This is a genomic window from Pseudomonas baetica (genome assembly GCF_002813455.1).
GTDB lineage: Bacteria > Pseudomonadota > Gammaproteobacteria > Pseudomonadales > Pseudomonadaceae > Aquipseudomonas > Aquipseudomonas baetica.
Genome location: NZ_PHHE01000001.1, coordinates 4,846,919 through 4,863,825 on the forward strand (window position 1 = coordinate 4,846,919; position 16,907 = coordinate 4,863,825).

At 57.9% G+C, this 16,907-nt stretch carries 17 protein-coding genes; 14 read left to right on the top strand and 3 right to left on the bottom strand.

Going from position 1 to position 16,907, the window contains the following annotated elements; translation table 11 throughout:
- Positions 1–89: 89 nt before the first annotated feature.
- From ATI02_RS22530 to ATI02_RS22585, 12 genes are all read left to right on the top strand, one after another.
- Positions 90–1,256, top strand: a complete 1,167-nt coding sequence (locus ATI02_RS22530) for a phage tail sheath subtilisin-like domain-containing protein (RefSeq protein WP_100847409.1) — start codon at positions 90–92, stop codon at positions 1,254–1,256.
- A gap of 13 nt (positions 1,257–1,269) precedes the next feature.
- Positions 1,270–1,773 (top strand): phage major tail tube protein, encoded by a 504-nt coding sequence (locus ATI02_RS22535; protein ID WP_073473004.1) that lies wholly within the window; start codon positions 1,270–1,272, stop codon positions 1,771–1,773.
- A gap of 13 nt (positions 1,774–1,786) precedes the next feature.
- Positions 1,787–2,386, top strand: coding sequence for a phage tail assembly protein (locus ATI02_RS33145; RefSeq protein ID WP_100847410.1), 600 nt, complete (start codon positions 1,787–1,789; stop codon positions 2,384–2,386).
- Between the two features lie 150 nt (positions 2,387–2,536).
- Positions 2,537–5,155: a phage tail tape measure protein gene (locus ATI02_RS22545; protein WP_100847411.1), complete on the top strand. Its 2,619-nt coding sequence runs from the start codon at positions 2,537–2,539 to the stop codon at positions 5,153–5,155.
- A gap of 9 nt (positions 5,156–5,164) precedes the next feature.
- Positions 5,165–6,010 (top strand): phage tail protein, encoded by an 846-nt coding sequence (locus ATI02_RS22550; RefSeq protein ID WP_100847412.1) that lies wholly within the window; start codon positions 5,165–5,167, stop codon positions 6,008–6,010.
- A complete protein-coding gene (locus ATI02_RS22555) occupies positions 5,985–6,191 on the top strand; it encodes a tail protein X (RefSeq protein WP_100847413.1) in 207 nt (68 codons plus the stop codon). Before ATI02_RS22550 ends, ATI02_RS22555 begins: the two co-directional genes overlap by 26 nt.
- A gap of 97 nt (positions 6,192–6,288) precedes the next feature.
- The gene (locus tag ATI02_RS22560; protein WP_100847414.1) at positions 6,289–7,338 is read left to right on the top strand and encodes a phage late control D family protein; all 1,050 of its coding nucleotides are present in this window, start codon (positions 6,289–6,291) and stop codon (positions 7,336–7,338) included.
- 49 nt (positions 7,339–7,387) lie between these two features.
- A complete protein-coding gene (locus tag ATI02_RS22565) occupies positions 7,388–7,951 on the top strand; it encodes a glycoside hydrolase family 19 protein (protein ID WP_100847415.1) in 564 nt (187 codons plus the stop codon).
- A complete protein-coding gene (locus ATI02_RS22570) occupies positions 7,933–8,475 on the top strand; it encodes a lysis system spanin subunit (RefSeq protein WP_100847416.1) in 543 nt (180 codons plus the stop codon). The genes ATI02_RS22565 and ATI02_RS22570 overlap by 19 nt, the downstream gene beginning before the upstream one ends.
- A gap of 149 nt (positions 8,476–8,624) precedes the next feature.
- Positions 8,625–9,425, top strand: a complete 801-nt coding sequence (locus ATI02_RS22575; RefSeq protein WP_100847417.1) for a DNA adenine methylase — start codon at positions 8,625–8,627, stop codon at positions 9,423–9,425.
- A gap of 247 nt (positions 9,426–9,672) precedes the next feature.
- Positions 9,673–9,906: a helix-turn-helix domain-containing protein gene (locus ATI02_RS33350; protein ID WP_192886535.1), complete on the top strand. Its 234-nt coding sequence runs from the start codon at positions 9,673–9,675 to the stop codon at positions 9,904–9,906.
- Positions 9,903–11,075 (top strand): HNH endonuclease, encoded by a 1,173-nt coding sequence (locus ATI02_RS22585; protein ID WP_100847419.1) that lies wholly within the window; start codon positions 9,903–9,905, stop codon positions 11,073–11,075. Before ATI02_RS33350 ends, ATI02_RS22585 begins: the two co-directional genes overlap by 4 nt.
- On the opposite strand, the gene ATI02_RS22590 is transcribed toward ATI02_RS22585, so the two are convergent.
- Positions 11,037–12,026 (bottom strand): DNA cytosine methyltransferase, encoded by a 990-nt coding sequence (locus ATI02_RS22590; RefSeq protein WP_100847420.1) that lies wholly within the window; start codon positions 12,024–12,026, stop codon positions 11,037–11,039. The genes ATI02_RS22585 and ATI02_RS22590 overlap by 39 nt on opposite strands.
- Positions 12,027–12,206: 180 nt before the next feature.
- On the opposite strand from ATI02_RS22590, the gene ATI02_RS32115 reads away from it, so the two are divergent.
- Complete coding sequence (locus ATI02_RS32115) at positions 12,207–12,476, top strand: ParC-related protein (protein ID WP_146166082.1); 270 nt, start codon at positions 12,207–12,209, stop codon at positions 12,474–12,476.
- A 236-nt stretch (positions 12,477–12,712) separates the two neighbouring features.
- On the opposite strand, the gene ATI02_RS22595 is transcribed toward ATI02_RS32115, so the two are convergent.
- A complete protein-coding gene (locus ATI02_RS22595; RefSeq protein ID WP_010462328.1) occupies positions 12,713–13,069 on the bottom strand; it encodes a DUF6572 domain-containing protein in 357 nt (118 codons plus the stop codon).
- A gap of 10 nt (positions 13,070–13,079) precedes the next feature.
- Positions 13,080–14,270, bottom strand: coding sequence for an S-type pyocin domain-containing protein (locus ATI02_RS22600; RefSeq protein WP_100847421.1), 1,191 nt, complete (start codon positions 14,268–14,270; stop codon positions 13,080–13,082).
- 707 nt (positions 14,271–14,977) lie between these two features.
- Here ATI02_RS22600 and ATI02_RS22605 point away from each other — a divergent pair.
- Positions 14,978–16,819, top strand: a complete 1,842-nt coding sequence (locus tag ATI02_RS22605) for a potassium transporter Kup (protein ID WP_420875224.1) — start codon at positions 14,978–14,980, stop codon at positions 16,817–16,819.
- Positions 16,820–16,907 lie beyond the last annotated feature (88 nt).

A 16,907-nucleotide genomic window follows, 5' to 3' on the forward strand; every position in this document is an offset into this window, starting at 1 on the left:
ACGGGGCGTTTTCTTTTCCGTTACGCGTAACACAACACCTTCACAGCCTCGCTCATGCGGGGCTTTTTCGTTTCTGGAGACTGACCCTTATGAGTATTTTCCACGGTGTGACGACCACGTCGGTCGACACTGGCGCCCGCACCATCTCGCTGCCGTCGTCATCGATCATCGGTCTGTGTGACACCTTCACCCCGGGCGTTCTCGGCGGCGGCACGGCCAAAGCCGGCGAACTGAAGTTGATCACCACCGAGCGCGAAGCCATTGCCGCCTTCGGCGCCGATTCGGCAATCACCAGGGCCTGTCAGGCGATCTACGTCAAGGCCAAGGCGGTGATCGTCGCCATCGGCGTGCCCAAGCTGGAAGACGCGGCGCTGCAAACCTCGGCGATCATCGGCGGCGAACTGGTCTCGGGTCAGCGTACCGGCCTGCAGGCGCTGCTCGACGGTAAAAGCCTGTTCAACGCACAGCCGCGGTTGTTGATCGCGCCGGGTCACACCGCGACTCAGGCGGTGGCCACGGCGCTCGATAGCGTGGCGCAGAAACTGCGCGCCATCGGCATCATCGACGGCCCGGGCACCACCGATGAGGCCGCCATGGCCTACGCCGATAACTTCGGCAGTCGCAACCTGTTCATGGTCGACCCGGGCGTCAAGTATTGGGACACCCTCACCAGCAAGACTGTCGACGCGCCCGGTTCGGCTTGGGCAGCGGGGCTGTTCGCGTGGACGGATGCGGAATACGGCTTCTGGGCTTCGCCATCGAACAAGGAGTTGACCGGCATCACCGGGACCGGTCGCGCGGTCGAGTACCTGGACGGCGACGAGACCTGCCGGGCCAACCTGCTCAACAACGCCAATATCACCACGATCATTCGCGACGACGGTTACCGCCTGTGGGGTAATCGCACGCTGTCGAGCGATCCGAAGTGGGCGTTCGTTACCCGCGTTCGCACGCTGTTCATCCTCATGGACGCGGTGCAGGCGGGGCACAAGTGGGCGGTCGACCGCTCGATCACCAAGACCTACGTGACCGATGTCACCAACGGCCTGGATGCATTCATGCGCGACCTGAAAGCACAGGGCGCAATCATCAACTTTGAAGTGTTCGCCGACACCGAACTGAACACGGCCAGTCAGATCGCCCAGGGCAAGGTGTATTGGCGCATCCGTTTCACCGATGTGCCGCCGGCAGAAAACCCGAATTTCCTTTTCGAAGTCACCGATCAGTGGATGACCGAAGTGCTTGAAGCAGCCTAAGGGGGCGTAACCAATGATTCCTCAGACTTTGTACAACACCAACCTGTTCGTCGACGGCGTGAACTTCTCCGGCGACGTCCCCAGCCTGACGCTGCCCAAGCTGACCACCAAGACCGACGAATACCGTGGCGGCGGCATGGCCGGTCCTATCGAGATGGATCAGGGGCTTGAGAAAATGGAAGCCTCGTTTGTCACCAAGGGCGTGCGCCGCGAGTCGCTCAAATACTTCGGCCTGGCTGACGGCACCGCGTTCAACGCGACGTTCCGAGGTGCTTTTAAGGGCCAAAAGGGCGCGGTGACAGCGGTCGTTGCCACCCTGCGCGGTCGCCTCAAAGAGGTCGATCTCGGTGACTGGAAAGCCGGTGATGCTGCCGAGATCAAACACGCCGTTGCGGTCACCTACTACAAGCTCGAAATCGACGGGCGCCTGATGTACGAGATCGACATGGTTGCCGGCATTCAGGTGATCGACGGCAAAGACCAACTGCTCGAAGTGCGCCAGGCACTCGGCCTGTAAGGAATAGATTCAGATGACTCAAGCAATCGCTAAAAACCTGCCGGCCTGGCTGTCGCTCAGTTCAGTCGGTGCCGTCGTAACGCTGACCCGCCCAAGCCAAGCCAATAGCATCGACGTCGAGACGTTGAACCTGCGCAACCCGACCGTGCGTGAAGTGCGCGCGGCTGATCGTGCTGCCAACGGCGACGACGAACAGCGCGAACTGATGTTGTTCGCAGGTCTCGCCGAAGTCGGACTGAAGGATCTGGAAGGCCTCAAGCTGACGGATTATCGCCGCGTACAAACGGCGTATTCGCACCTGGTACCGAAAACCGATTATTCGGACGCGATGCCGGCGTGGTTGTCGCTGACCACCGATCAGGTGCTGGTAACGCTGTCGTGCCCGAGCGAGATCAACGGCGTGACCGTCGACAAGCTGGCCTTGCGTTCGCCGACCGTGGGCGACGTGCGTGCCGCTAACCGTGAGGTGGGTGGCGACGATGAGCAGCGCGAGCTGGTGTTGTTTGCTGCGTTGTCCGGTGCGCCTGTCGCGGATCTGGAGGGGCTGAAGCTGGTGGATTTTAACCGCTTGCAGGCCGGCTATTTTCGCATGGACAACGACGACGGGCTTTAACCCCAGCGTTATCAAGTCGGCGGCGAAACGTCTGGCGGCGGAAACCGGATTTTCCGCCGCCGAGATCCAGTCGATGCCGTTTGCGGAAATGGTGTGGTGGCTCACGGATTGAGCCGCCATCGGTAGTGCTGGGCACATGAGGGCCATGACATGGCAAACAAACTCGCCCTCGGGCTGGTGATCGGCGGCGCCGTCAGTTCCACGGTCGGTGCCGCGTTCAAGGACGTGACCGGGCGCATCAAGCGCCTTGAGGCTGAAGGCAACAAAGCGCGCGTGCTGCAGCGCACGATTGGCGACACCATCCGCCTGCGCGAAGAATGGAAAAAGGCTCACGACACCGGCGCTGCCGGTGCGTCCAAATTACTCAGCCGTTTGAACTCGAACCTCGACAGCCTGAAAAAGCAGGGGGTCGAGGTCGGCCGGCTGGAAAAAGCCTATCGCTCGATGGGGCAGACGGCCAACAAAGCCGAGCTGAAAGCCAAGGGTCATCAGCAGATCGATTCTGGCGTAAAGGGCATGAAGGGCGCCGTCGGTGCTGCGGTCGTCGGTGTCGGTGCCATGGCGGTACCGGCCAAGGTTAGCGCGGATTTTGGCGCGATTGTGCGTGACATCGCGATCAAAGCCGGCATTGCCAACAAGCCGCAAGAGCAGGAGATGTCGCGCAAGATCATCGACACTTCACGCGACACCGGCATGGCGCGCAACGATGTGGCCGACGTGGTCAATCAGTTGGTCGGCGCCGGCATGGACTTGAGCAAGGCGCTGGAATACGCGCCTGTCGCGGCCAAGTTTGTCGTGGGGCAGGGATCCAGCGGCGTCGACACGGCCAAAATGATCAACGCCCTGGGGCAGAACGCCAAGATCACCGACCCCAAGCAGATGCAGCAGGCGCTGGAAGCGATCGCCTACCAAGGTCAGGCGGGCAGCTTTGAAGCGGCCGACATGGCCAAGTGGTTCCCGGAACTGCTGGCCAACATGGCCAGCAACGGTATCACCGGCTTGGACGCGGTGACGCAATTGGGCGCCATGCTGCAGGTGCAGATGAAACAGGCCGGCAGTTCGGACGAGGCGGCCAACAACCTGAAAAACTGGATGGGCAAAATCGGTTCGACCGATACCGTCAAGGCTTATGAAAAAGCCGGGATTGATTACAAGGGATCGATGCAGACCGGTTTGCAAAACGGTATGTCGACGCTTGAGACCAGCATGGCGCTGGCTCAGAAATACATTCAGGCGACCGATCCTAAGCGCGCGGCGGCCATGGCCGAAGCGACGTCAAAAATCAGTAAGGAAGCCAATCCAGAAAAGGCCAAGGCCATGATGGCCTCGCTGGAAGAATCCTTGCGCACGGGTGACCTGTTCGCCGATATGCAGGTCAAGGCCGCACTGTCGGCCTACATGCAGAACAAGGCGCTGTACAGCCAGCTCAAAAACGATTCGCGCGAAGCGACCGGGATTCTCGACAAGAACCTCGCCGAGCGGCGCGAGTCGTCATCGCAGAAATGGGCGGAGATGGCCCAGTCGATGGATGACGCCATGCGCAGCATCGGCGATGCCTTGCGGCCGGTGACGGACGTCGTCGCAGAGTCGTTGACCAAGGTTACTAAAGGCATCACGTCGCTGACGGATAGCGCGCCCGGGGTAGTTGCCGGTATCGCCACGGTCGGGGCGGGGCTGATCGCCTTAAAAGGTATCTTCAACACGATCAAGATCAGCAAGGGGATGCTAAACCTTGCGCGTGGGGCTCGCGGTGGCAGGAATGGAAGCGAAGCCCCAAATAAAAACCCCGGAGAACTTGATCTGGTAGCGACTGGCCTGGATGTTGTTTCGCGGGTGAAGGAAGCGGCAGCAGGCGGTGGCCTTGGTGCTGAAAGTGGTTCAGGTAACGACGGCGTCAAGAAGGTTTTCGTCGTCAATGCCGGCGCTATGGGTGGCGGTGTGGATGCGTCGGGCGAATCGCGCCGACGTGGACGTGGGTCAAGGCGCAGCGCTCGGCGCCGGTCGTTGCCGAGTTCGAGGGGGCCACGCCCGTCTGTGCCTCGTCCCCCTGTTTCGATCCCATCGCCATCAGTCCCTTCCGTTCAAAGTGGGGCATTGTCTAAGCTCGGCGTCGTCGCAGGAACCGTCGGTAAGGTCGGCAAGGCGGCCAAGGTCATACCAGGCGGCACGCTGCTGGAGTCCGGCGCGATGGCTTTTGAAACCTTTCAAAACGCCAAGACCAAGGACGAAAAAGCCGAAGGTTACGGTTCGGCCGCTGGCAACCTGGCCGGCACCATGGCCGGTGCAGCAGCAGGCGCCGCCATCGGTTCGGTTGTGCCGATCATCGGCACCGCTATCGGCGGCATGATCGGTGCTTACCTCGGCAGTCAGGGCGGTGCGGCGCTGGGCGGGTCGTTGGGTAAGTCGCTGTTCGGCGGTGAGGATGAAAAGCTTGAGCAAACGGCAAAGGCGCCGGTGCCGTCCACGCCGCTCATGATGGCGTCAGCGGCGCAGCAAGGCCCGGTGCTGGGGGATGTCGCGCGCTCGATGGCGGTGACGGCGCCGCTCAAGTCGGCGGCGCTGGCTATCCAGCCCAAGGAGCCGGCGAAGGCGGAGCCGACCAAGGTGGATCAGCAGTTTCAGTATTCACTGAGCATGCCGGTGACCGTGCAGGGCGACGTGAAAGACCTGCAAACCTTGGCGCAGGATCTGATGCCGCACATGCAACGAATGATGGCGGACGCGGCGAGGAGTAACGCCGCCAAGCTGTACGACGAACCCCATGTCTAAGGAGGTTTCATGGCTTACATGGAGCAGATGCAATCAAGTCTGAAGTATCTGGTGGATGCGGCTGAAACCGGGCGGCGTAGCGCGGATGGCATGCTGTCCCCGGTCAATGGCGCGATCCGCGAACTGACCGGCGCCGCATCCGAACTGGAAAACATCCCGTTTGTTGGTCCGGCCATCGGCGCCAAACTTCATCGAGTGATGCGTGGCGTCGACGCGGCTCAGGCCAAGGTCGGTCAGGTGGTGGCGGTGTACGGGCGCGCCACCCGGGCGGCGGCTGAAGTGCAGGATCGGCTGGGCACGTTGAAGGAGCAGGCGGGCAAGACGGCCACGGCAATCAACAACGTCGCCGGCAAGGTCAGTCCGTCACTGGCCAACATCTTGCCCACCAGTTCCTTTGCCGGTGAGGCTACGCCGGCGCCGGAGGCGGTAAAGCCGTTCCCCCACCTGATGATCATTCAGCCGCGCGATCCGAAGATTGAGCCGTATTACTTCAACCTGGACACGGCAGCTTTCGACGAGCTGAGCCGTTCGACCGAATTCCGCTGGGCTTCGCAGGAGCGTTTGACGCGTAGGCCGGCGAAGCAGGGCATCGGTATGGGCGATGAAAAGTTGACGCTCAAGGGCACGATCTACCCGGGCTTCAAGGGCGGTTTAAAGCAGCTCGACACGCTGCGTTCCATCGGGGCCAGGCTTCAACCGCTGACCCTGACCACGGGCTATGGCGAGGTGATCGGGACGTGGTGCCTGAAGACGATCAACGATGAACAGGGCGCGTTTTTGCACGGCGGGATTCCCCGCAAACAGGGCTTCACTTTGGAGTTTGAGCGCTATGGCGACGACATGCAGGACGTCTGATGGCGACATGCTCGATGTCATTTGCAACAACGTTTACGGCCATCTGAATGGCAGCGTCGAGGCTGTACTCGATGCCAATCAGGGGCTAGCCGATGAGCCTCAACCGTTCCGATTGGGCGTGATCATCGTCCTGCCGGATCTGCCGAGTCCGACCAGTGAGGGCGTCAGCTTGTGGGATTGATCCCGGGCGATGTCGTCACTCACGGGCCGCCGCGTTATGCGTTACGACACGTTGTTTTCTGACCCGCCCTGTGCGGGCTTTTTATTGGGAAAAATCCATGACACCGATGTTTCGAATCGTCGCCGATGGGGCCGATGTCACGGCCAAGATCAATGATCGGCTGTTGCAACTGCGCACCTCTGACAAGCCGGGCATGGAGTCCGACGAGTTTGAACTGCGCATCGATGACCGTGACGGGCAAGTGCAATTGCCACGACGCGGCAGCTCAATCGAGATTTACCTGGGCTATGCCGAAACGACCTTGGCGCGAATGGGCAGTTACACCGTGGACACGGTCGAGGTGTCAGGCCCACCGGATACCATCGTGATCAAGGGCAAGGCCAGCGACATGCGTGGCAGTGGCAAGACCATCCGAAGCGGAAGCTGGGAAGACGTGCCGCTGTCGAAGATTGTGGCCGACATCGCCGCGCGCAATGGCTGGCAGCCGGTGTGCCCGGTGTCGACTAAGGTCGCCCGGGTCGACCAGCTTAACGAGTCCGATTTTAACTTCATCACCCGTCTGGCCAAGCAGTACGACTGCACAGCCAAGGTCGCCGACAGCAAGCTGTTGGTGATGCCGCGTCAGGGTGGCCAGACAGCCAGCGGTAAGACGTTCGGCGCCATTACCCTGACTCGACGTGACCTCAGCCGTTGGCAATTCAGTCTCGGTGATCGCAACTCACACAAGGCGGTCGCGACCAAGCATCAGGACAAGAAGAACGGCAAGCTCGCGGTGGTCACCATCGACAATGATGACGCTCCGGATGGCCTGCCGGCAGTGCATACCGACCGCCATATCTATCCAAACAAGACCGCTGCTGAAGCGGCGGCCAAGGCCCGTCTGTCAGCGTTCAACCGCTCGACCGCCGATGTTCGGCTTGAGATGCCCGGCCGAACGGACATCTTCGCCGAGCGTCCCATCATCGCTCAGGGGTTCAAGGTCGGGCTTGATGGCGAATACTTGGCGGATTCGGTCGAGCAGGTGTTCACCCAGTCTGGCTGGTCCACCACGGTCGAATGCAATGCCGGTAAAGCCGGTAAATCCAAGGGCAAGAAAAAGAAAGGGCCGAAACCACCACTCAAGGTGGTGAACATCGAGAAGCAGTAGCCGCATCCCATCGCCGCCTGAGTGCGGTTTTTTTACGTCTGGAGTTTGTATGTCCATCACTGAACAACAGCTGCAAAGCATCATGCCCAACGCCCGCCGCCAAGCGGGCGTTTTTGTATCCGCCCTCAACGCAGCCATGGCCCACCGGCAGATCAACACGCCGAAACGGCAAGCCGCGTTTCTGGCGCAAGTCGGTCACGAGTCGGGTCAGCTGCAGTATGTACGGGAACTGGGCGGCGAGCAGTACCTGAGCAAATACGACACCGGCAACCTGGCTGCGAAACTGGGCAACACCCCGGCAGCGGATGGTGATGGCCAGCGCTATCGCGGTCGCGGTCTGATCCAGGTCACCGGTCACGACAATTATCTACGCTGCAGCTTGGCGCTGTTCGGCGACGAGCGATTGCTGCGCACCCCTGAGCTACTGGAGCTGCCGCAGTGGGCCGCTGAATCGGCCGCGTGGTTCTGGTCCGTGAATGGGCTGAACGCACTGGCAGATCAAAACGAGTTCAACACGATCACCCGCAGGATCAACGGTGGCCTCAACGGCCTACAGGATCGGCTGGAGTTGTGGGGGCGGGCGAGGGCGGTGCTATGCGTCTCGGCGAACTGATCCCGACGCCGTATCGACTGGTGGCCAAAGGTGTGCTGCTGGCCGTTTTAGCCGGTGCTTCCGCCGCCATCGCCTGGCAATTACAGGATTGGCGCTACGGCAAACATCTCGCAGAGCAGGCCCGACTCCACACCGAAACGCTCAATCAGATAACCCTTGCTTCGGCCGCTCAGCAGCGTGCCGAACAGGATAAACGCCTCGCGCTCGAGCAGCGCTTGGCAACCAGTGAACAAACCCATTACCGAGCCTTGAGCGATGTCCAACGTGATCAAGGTCGCCTGCGCGACCGCCTTGCCACTGCTGATCTGCGCTTGTCAGTCCTACTCGACGCCACCACCGGCGCCGGCAACGGATCGGTGTCAGCCACCACCGCCACCGGCGGCGTGGTTCATGGCCCCACAAGAGCCGAACTTGACCCAGCGCATGCTCAACGAATTATCGGCGTCACCGATGACGGCGACCGGGGGCTAATTGCCCTCGCGGCCTGTCAGGAATACGCCCAAGAAGTCTCAACACCGAAGTGAAAAAGAGCGGCCGGTCCGGATGCGTCAACATCCGGATCGACCGCCGTCCCTGCAGATGGTCCCTGCAAGTCCAGCCAAGGCTCTTGCTCCGTGCACAAAGCGCGGCGAGCCTAGCATCTGTTTATCCATACAGTAAAGGTCTTGCTTTCATGTCTACACCCATCATCCCTTGGATGGGCGGCAAACGCCGCCTGGCCGACCGCCTCATTCCGCTTTTTCCGCCACACGAATGCTACGTTGAAGTCTTTGCCGGCGGTGCCGCACTCTACTTCATGAAGCCGCAGCCATCGCCGGTCGAAGTCCTCAACGACATCAACGGCGACCTGGTCACGCTTTACCGCGTCGTGCAGAACCACCTCGAAGAGTTCGTGCGCCAGTTCAAATGGGCGCTCAGCTCGCGGCAGGTGTTCGAATGGCAGAAAATGACCCGCCCTGAAACCCTCACCGACATCCAGCGCGCCGCCCGATTCTTCTACCTTCAGCACCACGCCTTCGCTGGCAAGGTCTCGGGTCAGACGTTCGGTACGGCGACGACTGCCCCGGCCATCAACCTCCTGCGGATCGAGGAAAACCTCTCCGCCGCGTGGCAGCGCTTGTCCGGCACCTACATCGAAAATCTCCCTTGGCTTGACTGCGCGGAACGTTACGACCGCGCCCACACCTTCCATTACATGGATCCGCCTTACTGGCAGACTGCCGGTTATGGCGTGGACTTTCCGTTCGAAAACTATGAGCGGATGGCCGATTTCATGCGCCGTTGCAAAGGCAAGGTGATGGTGAGTATCAACGACCATCCGGATATCCGTCGTGTGTTCGAGGGCTTCCACTTTGAAACCTTGGATATCCGCTACACCACGACCAATCAGCGTCAGGGAAAAGCCGAGGTCAGCGGTGAGTTGGTGATCATGAACTGGGAGCCGGGCGCATTTAGCGGTCTTTTTGGAATGTAGTATTCCGGCGATTAATCACTAAAGGTGGGTGAATGTATTCCGGTACGGACAAAGGATACTTCGATAGCGTGTCCGCGCTCACTGTCACCTGCTGAAAATGGATCCGGCCATTTTCCCCGCTCGGAAACCCACCAGCTTGAAAGTCTATCCACGCAGCTTAGTGACCAAAAAAGGAGCGGTGTCGGCAGGGGAGGGTGTGACTCATCGTCCGTAGACCGATCGTCATCATTTGAATGAAAGTCACAGGATGAATGATAACGAAATTTGCATATCGCTTGGTACGCGCGTCAGAGCCCTTCGCTTAGCAAAAGGTTGGTCTCAGGAGGAGCTTGGTGCGCGGTCCAATCTAGATCGCACATATGTGAGCGGTATAGAGCGAGGAGTGCGAAATCCCACTGTGACAGTTCTTCATGCGCTTTCGGAAGGGCTTGGAATTGGCATAAGCGATTTATTCGCTGATGCCAATGAGATTGCTAAATGAAAATCCACAAGCGTTCCAGTAATGGTCGCGGCGAGTACGAGTTGGCTGGTGCCGTTGATGGCTACAGCACCACTATGCTAGTAGGAAAACAGCTTGTGATTGATGCCGGGCCGGAACTTGGCAAAATACCTACAAATATTGCGTTAAAAAAACAAGGAGGTAAGCCACGATTACGCCGTCTCAGTAATACCGGCATACATATTCAGAGACAGCTTGAGGCATTGCTACTAATGCCGAAGTCTATACGAGAAGAAAGCCAATTACTTGGTGGTCAGCCAGTAATTATCGCTGAGCGTTATATTCTCTCGAGCGTTGAGATTAAGTCTGTATTGGTCCTTGATGACCAGGTAATTCTCAAGCTTGGTGGAATCGACTGTGTAAATGACAGCGTGAGTCAAGAGATCGATTTTTCAAATCGAATCTCTCAGATTATGCACCTTTACCAGAAGGTCGGTAGCCTTCCGCCTCGCGTAGCGCAAGCTTTGCGAGCGCATCATGCAAATATCCAGACAGGCAGCGTTATCAGTAGCGTTACTGAGCGCCTTGTGCTTGATGTGATTAGGGCGACTGAAGAAGCGGCTAAGGACAGTGATGCAGTCCTTATCTCCGGGGAAGATCCCGTTCCATTGTTGCTCGATATGCTGCGATCACAACCGATGGTTGAAGCTCCTCCTCTTGATGAAATCGATCCGACAGACATTGAAATCCGCAGGAGGGTTGCTGATCGATGGCGCCTTCAAAAAGATCGTGGGCCAGCATCTACGCAATTTAGGAGAGATGTAAGACGGGCTTATGATTCGGGTTGTTTATTCTGCGGCCTAAAACTTCCGACGTCAGAAAGTGTTCGAATAGCTGGTGTCGATGCTGCTCACATTATCCCTTGGTCGCAGTATGAGGCAGATGTTGTTGTTAATGGATTATGCCTTTGTAAATTGCATCACTGGGCATTTGATCAGTATTTGTTGGCGTTGAGGTTTGACGGGATTGGCTACGAGGTCGTCATAACAGAGTTGGCAAAAATCGCATTTGCTGACTCTCCTGTGGTAATGCAAAGCTTTGAAGCAGTTGCCGGTCCAATTCCCTTGTCCCGGCTACCAGCTAACAAATTAGAATGGCCTAGTCCGAAATTACTAAGTCAGCTCTACGAGGACATGCGGGTCGATTTTTGAGCGCTTTGTAGCAGGCTTCAAGTTTGAGGTCTGCTTGCGTTCTACTGCGCTCCGTACCCGGTTACCAAGCCATTCCACTACATTCACTGTGACTGCGTTGCCTGCTGCGTGATAACGCTTTGATTCAATCCTGTCTGAATCATCGTCGTTGTCGAGCGGCAATGTCCAGTTGTCGGGGAAGCCTTGAATTCGCTCCGACTCCAGTGGCGTAAGACGTCGTACTCGGCCCGCGGGATAGGATACGTAGGTGCGACTCCAATCCGTTCCTGTATGACGCGCTGAGCAAGCATACAAGCAGTACGCTATTCCTTGGACGATGGGCCCGTTGACAGGATCTCCATAGCTTGTCTTAAAGGGGGAAATAGGCTTCTGCCCATTTGGTCTGCTCGTCGAATCGCTCCCTTCGCTGCATTGGGGCTCAAAAAGTATTTCTCCGGCAAGTCCTGGGTCTCTATAAGTGGCAACAATAAAGACTCTTTGACGAGACTGGGGGACTCCGAAGTAGCGGCTGTTAAGCACTCTCCATGCCACGCCATACCCGAGTTCGGCCAGCGTTTGAATGACGATTCCGAAGTCGCGTCCTTCGTGGGAAGAGAGGAGACCTGATACGTTTTCGATAACGACAACAGAGGGGCGGCGGCTTTCAATAAGCTTTGCATAGTCGTAGAAGAGTCCCGATTTTTTTCCTCGGAGGCCGCTTCTGGGACCCATTCGGGCGAGGGAGACGTCTTGGCAAGGGAATCCTCCGACCCAAACATCTGCATCTGGGATTTCATCTGCTGTCACCTTTGTAATGTCTTTTGCCAACGGAACATGTGGCCAATGCTGCGCAAGGATTTTCTGACAAAACGGTTCAACCTCGCATTGCCAGACGACTTCCATACCGGCGCGCTCGAAGCCGAGATCGAACCCGCCAATGCCTGCGAAAAAGGAAGCTACTCGTAGCGTCATACGTATTGCCCCTGGCCTGAAGGATGATTTCTACAGGCTTTGCTATTAATACTCATGCTGCTAACATTAGCAGTTAAGCTCGTTTTCGACAATAGTGGAGCCCGTTTTTGCGTTTTTGGGCTCCCGTCTTGGTTTATTTGAGGAGTTGGCATAAGCTTACAACCTGTGAGGGTTGGCGCGATGGCTATTGAAGGCATGATAAAAGGTGAATCCCTCAGGGAAATGCTCGGCGTGGGGGCTCAGGTTGATGTCACTATTTCAGCTGAACAGGATTCCTTTGTTGTGCTTGTGGGCTCCGGCTTAACGAAATGTGCTTTGCAGGCAAAGCGAGGCCATATTCGGCGCTTTAAAACACTTGATAGTGCGGCGCATTACCTCAATCGAATTGGCTGTCGGTACGCCTCTGTAGATCTCGAACACTGGACGCCCGCTCAGCGTTCGATCACGTAGCTAATCCTAATTTTCGCTGGTTATTTATACAGTCTATTTTGGCTGGTCTTCAAGCGAAGATGCGCCATGGTGACGAATGGTTCCTTGACGGGCGAGGGTGGCGGAGGAGTTAGAGGTCGGGTTCGAACCCCTGTCTATAGCCCTCGCCTATTCATAACTGCGGACCTACACGGCGCAGAGGCGGACACCATGCTCTGCTCCCAGGCAACGGGTTCCACTACTGGCAATGTTATCGGTCACATGTTGCGTATCGCGTCGTTCTCGTCGAGCACGAACTCTAATCCAATACCCACTTCTTTTAACACCTCAGCAGCGCGATCAATGAAAAACTCGCCTTGCTCTGGCAGCTCATACAGACCGTTGATGCGAATGATGGGGTGCTTCCCAAGTGCATTGGGTATCTCGGTGTAGATCTCGCCGCTTTCGATGAACGCAACGTAGGTGTTGAGCTTGTCTTGAAGCAGCTGCAGGTGTTCGCCTTGCTCAGCTTTGCCGCCCCATTCAAGGTGGTCAGAGATATACAACACCACGTTGTCGGGTTCCCAGGTCGGAATCGCCCAAATATCTATTACCTGTGGATTTGTAATGGACATGTCTGCTCCCTCAGGGTTTTGGTCGAACAATTTCGACTTTGGTTGGTGGGATTACGGTGCCCCCGGGAAAGCCGGGTTTCCCTTTACCTACAACGATTGCACCGCTTTCTTCGATCTCTGGATACGCAAGTTTTTGGTTGCGAGTCAGAGGTGCTGTTTCAGACGATTTGCATTCGATGCAGGAAATGTTGCCTTCAGCGTCTCGCCCTAGCATATCGAACCTGGTGCGTACTCCGCTTTTGGTCTTGGCTGTCACTTCTCGGCCCACTTCGGGTGTGTTTTCCCGTAGCTCGCGTTCCTTTTGGTCCTCGAAGGCCTTTCCCTTTTCCTTGTTCTTCTCCAACTGCGTACTGAGCACGATGTAGATTGGCTCAATGCCCGAGTCGGGGAACCAGATAATTGCATCTTGGAACTCAGGTGGATGGGCAGGGTTCGCCAGCACCGTGTCAGATTGTGCCGTCGGCGGATACACCCACGCGGGGGGCAATTGTGGGGCGCCTTCCAGGGCTGGAATACCCAGTACACCGTCACCACTTGCCGCTGGCGTCCAAGTGAGCCCAATCCCGTTGCCGATGTCAGCAACATATGTCTCACCGACTTTATCGCCCTTGATGACCGGGACGTTTTCCCAATCCGGCTTACCGCCCGTGTAGAAGCCATAAGCGTTAACGGAGCTATCCGGCAGCGTCTTCACGTTAACACGCACACGGGTGCGGCCAGTTTCAAGCGTTGCGTATTGATCGTTCTTGTAGAAGGCGCTGTCTGGGGAAATGCTGGTGTTCGGTATCAGCATCCCTACGAAGCCCGTTACGAGGCCCGCACCAACAACGCTTGATCCCTTCAGCAGACCCAGTGATAGCGATCCGCCGAGGCGTTGAGCAATTGCACTGCCAGTGGCAGACCCGCCCACCAGTTGTAGTGGAGTGCCTTGGACGGTAATCGCTGCCCCGGTGGCCAGCACTGCCCACAATCCGTAGTCGGCCAGTTTCTCAACGGGCACAAATCCGGCTGGGTTCTTGTGGTTGATTACACCGTCAGGAAGGTTACAGCTCTTGGCAAACACACAGCCTAAGCTGTCCGGCTTGACTTCTGGTTCCGGTGCCAGGTCTTTGTATTCCGCCCAACGCTGGGCGTGGGTATCGACAGGCTCGCCGCCGCTATAGCGATAGCCTTTCGGCGGGTTGGGTACATAACCGCTCATGCAGCGTCCTTTTTCGTCCTTGTATGTTCCCAGCCTGAGGCTGGGACAGAATGACGTTCACGGGAAGCACAAGCGCTGGCTGTAGGACAATTCCTGTAATCAGTGCTGATTTCCCTGTTCCATGTCATTGCAGGGCAGGATGGTAACCTCACTAACATCACGGTTTGAATGGTGGCATTTTGCGCACGCGCTGCCGTTGTTGATTGACTGAGAGCGAAAAAGGCCCTGAGTGATGCGAACAATCGCATCGCTCATGGCCTTTTTTGGTATCTCAAAGGTAATTATTTTGACTATCTTAAGGGCAACCCAGAGATACAAAGCCAACCTTTGGATTGGCCGGCGCAGGAGTGGTGGACATGTCTAACCTCGGTATTTTGTGACATCGCTTTCTTGGTGCGAAAGCCGACGGACGGGCGCTTAGGGCGCGCCTCTGATCAAAAAGTGCGCAATTCTAGCGGCGAGGAGCGCACTTGACCAGCTTTATGCCGGGAAATACGACGAGTGCTGCGCTATGCTTCGCGCCGTTGAGCTTTACCAATTTTTTACAGTCAACAAAACGTCTGTAACAACAGGTAAAACAGCGCATGCTGCACCACAAAGCATAGTGCTTCATTCAAAGAAGCCGGTTCTAAAATCAGGAGTGTTGGATGGGTCAGGCAAGTAGTCATGCGGCAGGCGCCGAGGGTTCGGCCTCCAAGCCGCTGAGCATGCTGGTCGCGGCGGTCGGGGTAGTTTACGGCGACATCGGCACGAGCCCATTGTACACCCTTAAAGAAGTGTTTTCCGGCGGTTACGGCGTACCGGTCAACCACGACGGCGTGCTGGGCATTCTGTCGTTGATCTTCTGGTCGCTGATCTGGGTCGTGTCGATCAAATACATGATGTTCGTGCTGCGCGCGGACAACCAGGGCGAGGGCGGCATCATGGCGCTCACGGCGCTGGCACGGCGGGCGGCAGGGCATCGCAAGAAGTTGCGGTCGTTGCTGGTGGTGTGCGGACTGATCGGCGCGGCGCTGTTTTATGGCGATAGCATGATCACCCCGGCGATTTCCGTGTTGTCGGCGATTGAAGGTCTGGGGCTGGCATTCGATGGCATCGACCATTGGGTCGTGCCGCTGTCGCTGGTGGTGCTGGTCGGGTTGTTCCTGATCCAGAGCCATGGCACCGCGCGAATCGGCATCCTGTTCGGGCCGATCATGGTCACCTGGTTCCTCGTCCTTGGCGCCCTCGGTGTGTATGGCATCAGCCACGCACCAGAAGTGCTGCATGCGATGAACCCGATATGGGCGGTGAATTTCTTCGTCGTTCATCCGGGTATGGGCGTAGCGATTCTCGGTGCCGTAGTGCTGGCGCTGACCGGTGCCGAAGCGCTGTACGCCGACATGGGCCACTTCGGTCGCAAGCCAATTGCCCGCGCGTGGTTCATCCTGGTGTTGCCGGCGCTGGTGCTTAACTACTTCGGTCAGGGCGCCTTGCTCCTGGAAAACCCTGAGGCGGCGCGTAACCCGTTCTATCTGCTGGCACCGAGTTGGGCATTGATTCCGCTGGTCGGCTTGTCGACGCTGGCCACGGTGATCGCCTCGCAAGCGGTGATTTCCGGTGCGTTCTCCCTGACCCGTCAGGCGATCCAGCTCGGATACATCCCGCGCATGTACATCCAGCACACCTCCAGCGATGAGCAGGGCCAGATCTACATCGGCGCGGTGAACTGGGCGCTGATGGTTGGCGTTGTGCTGCTGGTGCTGGGCTTCGAATCCTCCGGCGCCTTGGCCTCGGCCTACGGTGTGGCGGTGACGGGCACCATGCTGATGACCACCATTCTGGTGTCGGCGGTAATGCTGCTGCTGTGGAAATGGCCACCGATCCTCGCGGTGCCGGTGCTGATCGGCTTCCTGCTGGTGGACGGTCTGTACTTCGCTGCCAACGTGCCGAAGATCGTTCAGGGCGGCGCCTTCCCGGTGATCGCCGGTATCGCGCTGTTTGTGCTGATGACCACCTGGAAACGCGGCAAACAACTGCTGGTCGAACGCCTCGACGAAGGCGCGCTGCCTCTACCGATCTTTATCAGCAGCATCCGCGTGCAACCACCGCATCGCGTGCAGGGCACCGCGGTGTTCCTCACCGCGCGCTCCGACGCCGTGCCGCATGCGCTGTTGCACAACCTGCTGCACAACCAGGTGCTGCACGAGCAGGTGGTGCTGCTGACGGTGGTCTACGAAGACATCCCGCGCGTACCGCCATCGCGCCGCTTCGAAGTGGAAGCGCACGGGGAGGGGTTCTTCCGGGTGATCCTGCACTTCGGCTTCACCGACGAGCCGGATGTGCCGCAGGCGCTGAAGCTGTGTCATCTGGATGATCTGGACTTCAGCCCGATGCGCACCACGTACTTCCTCAGCCGCGAAACGGTAATTGCCTCGAAACTTGAGGGCATGGCGCGTTGGCGTGAGGCGTTGTTTGCGTTCATGTTGAAGAATGCCAATGGGAACTTGAGGTTCTTTAATTTGCCGTTGAACCGGGTGATTGAGCTGGGGACGCAGGTGGAGATGTAAGCCTGCGCCTCAACTGAAAAGCCCCCGTCGGCCTTGTGGCTGGCGGGGGCTTTTTTGTGCATGCACATAAACTTCAAACCCACCACAA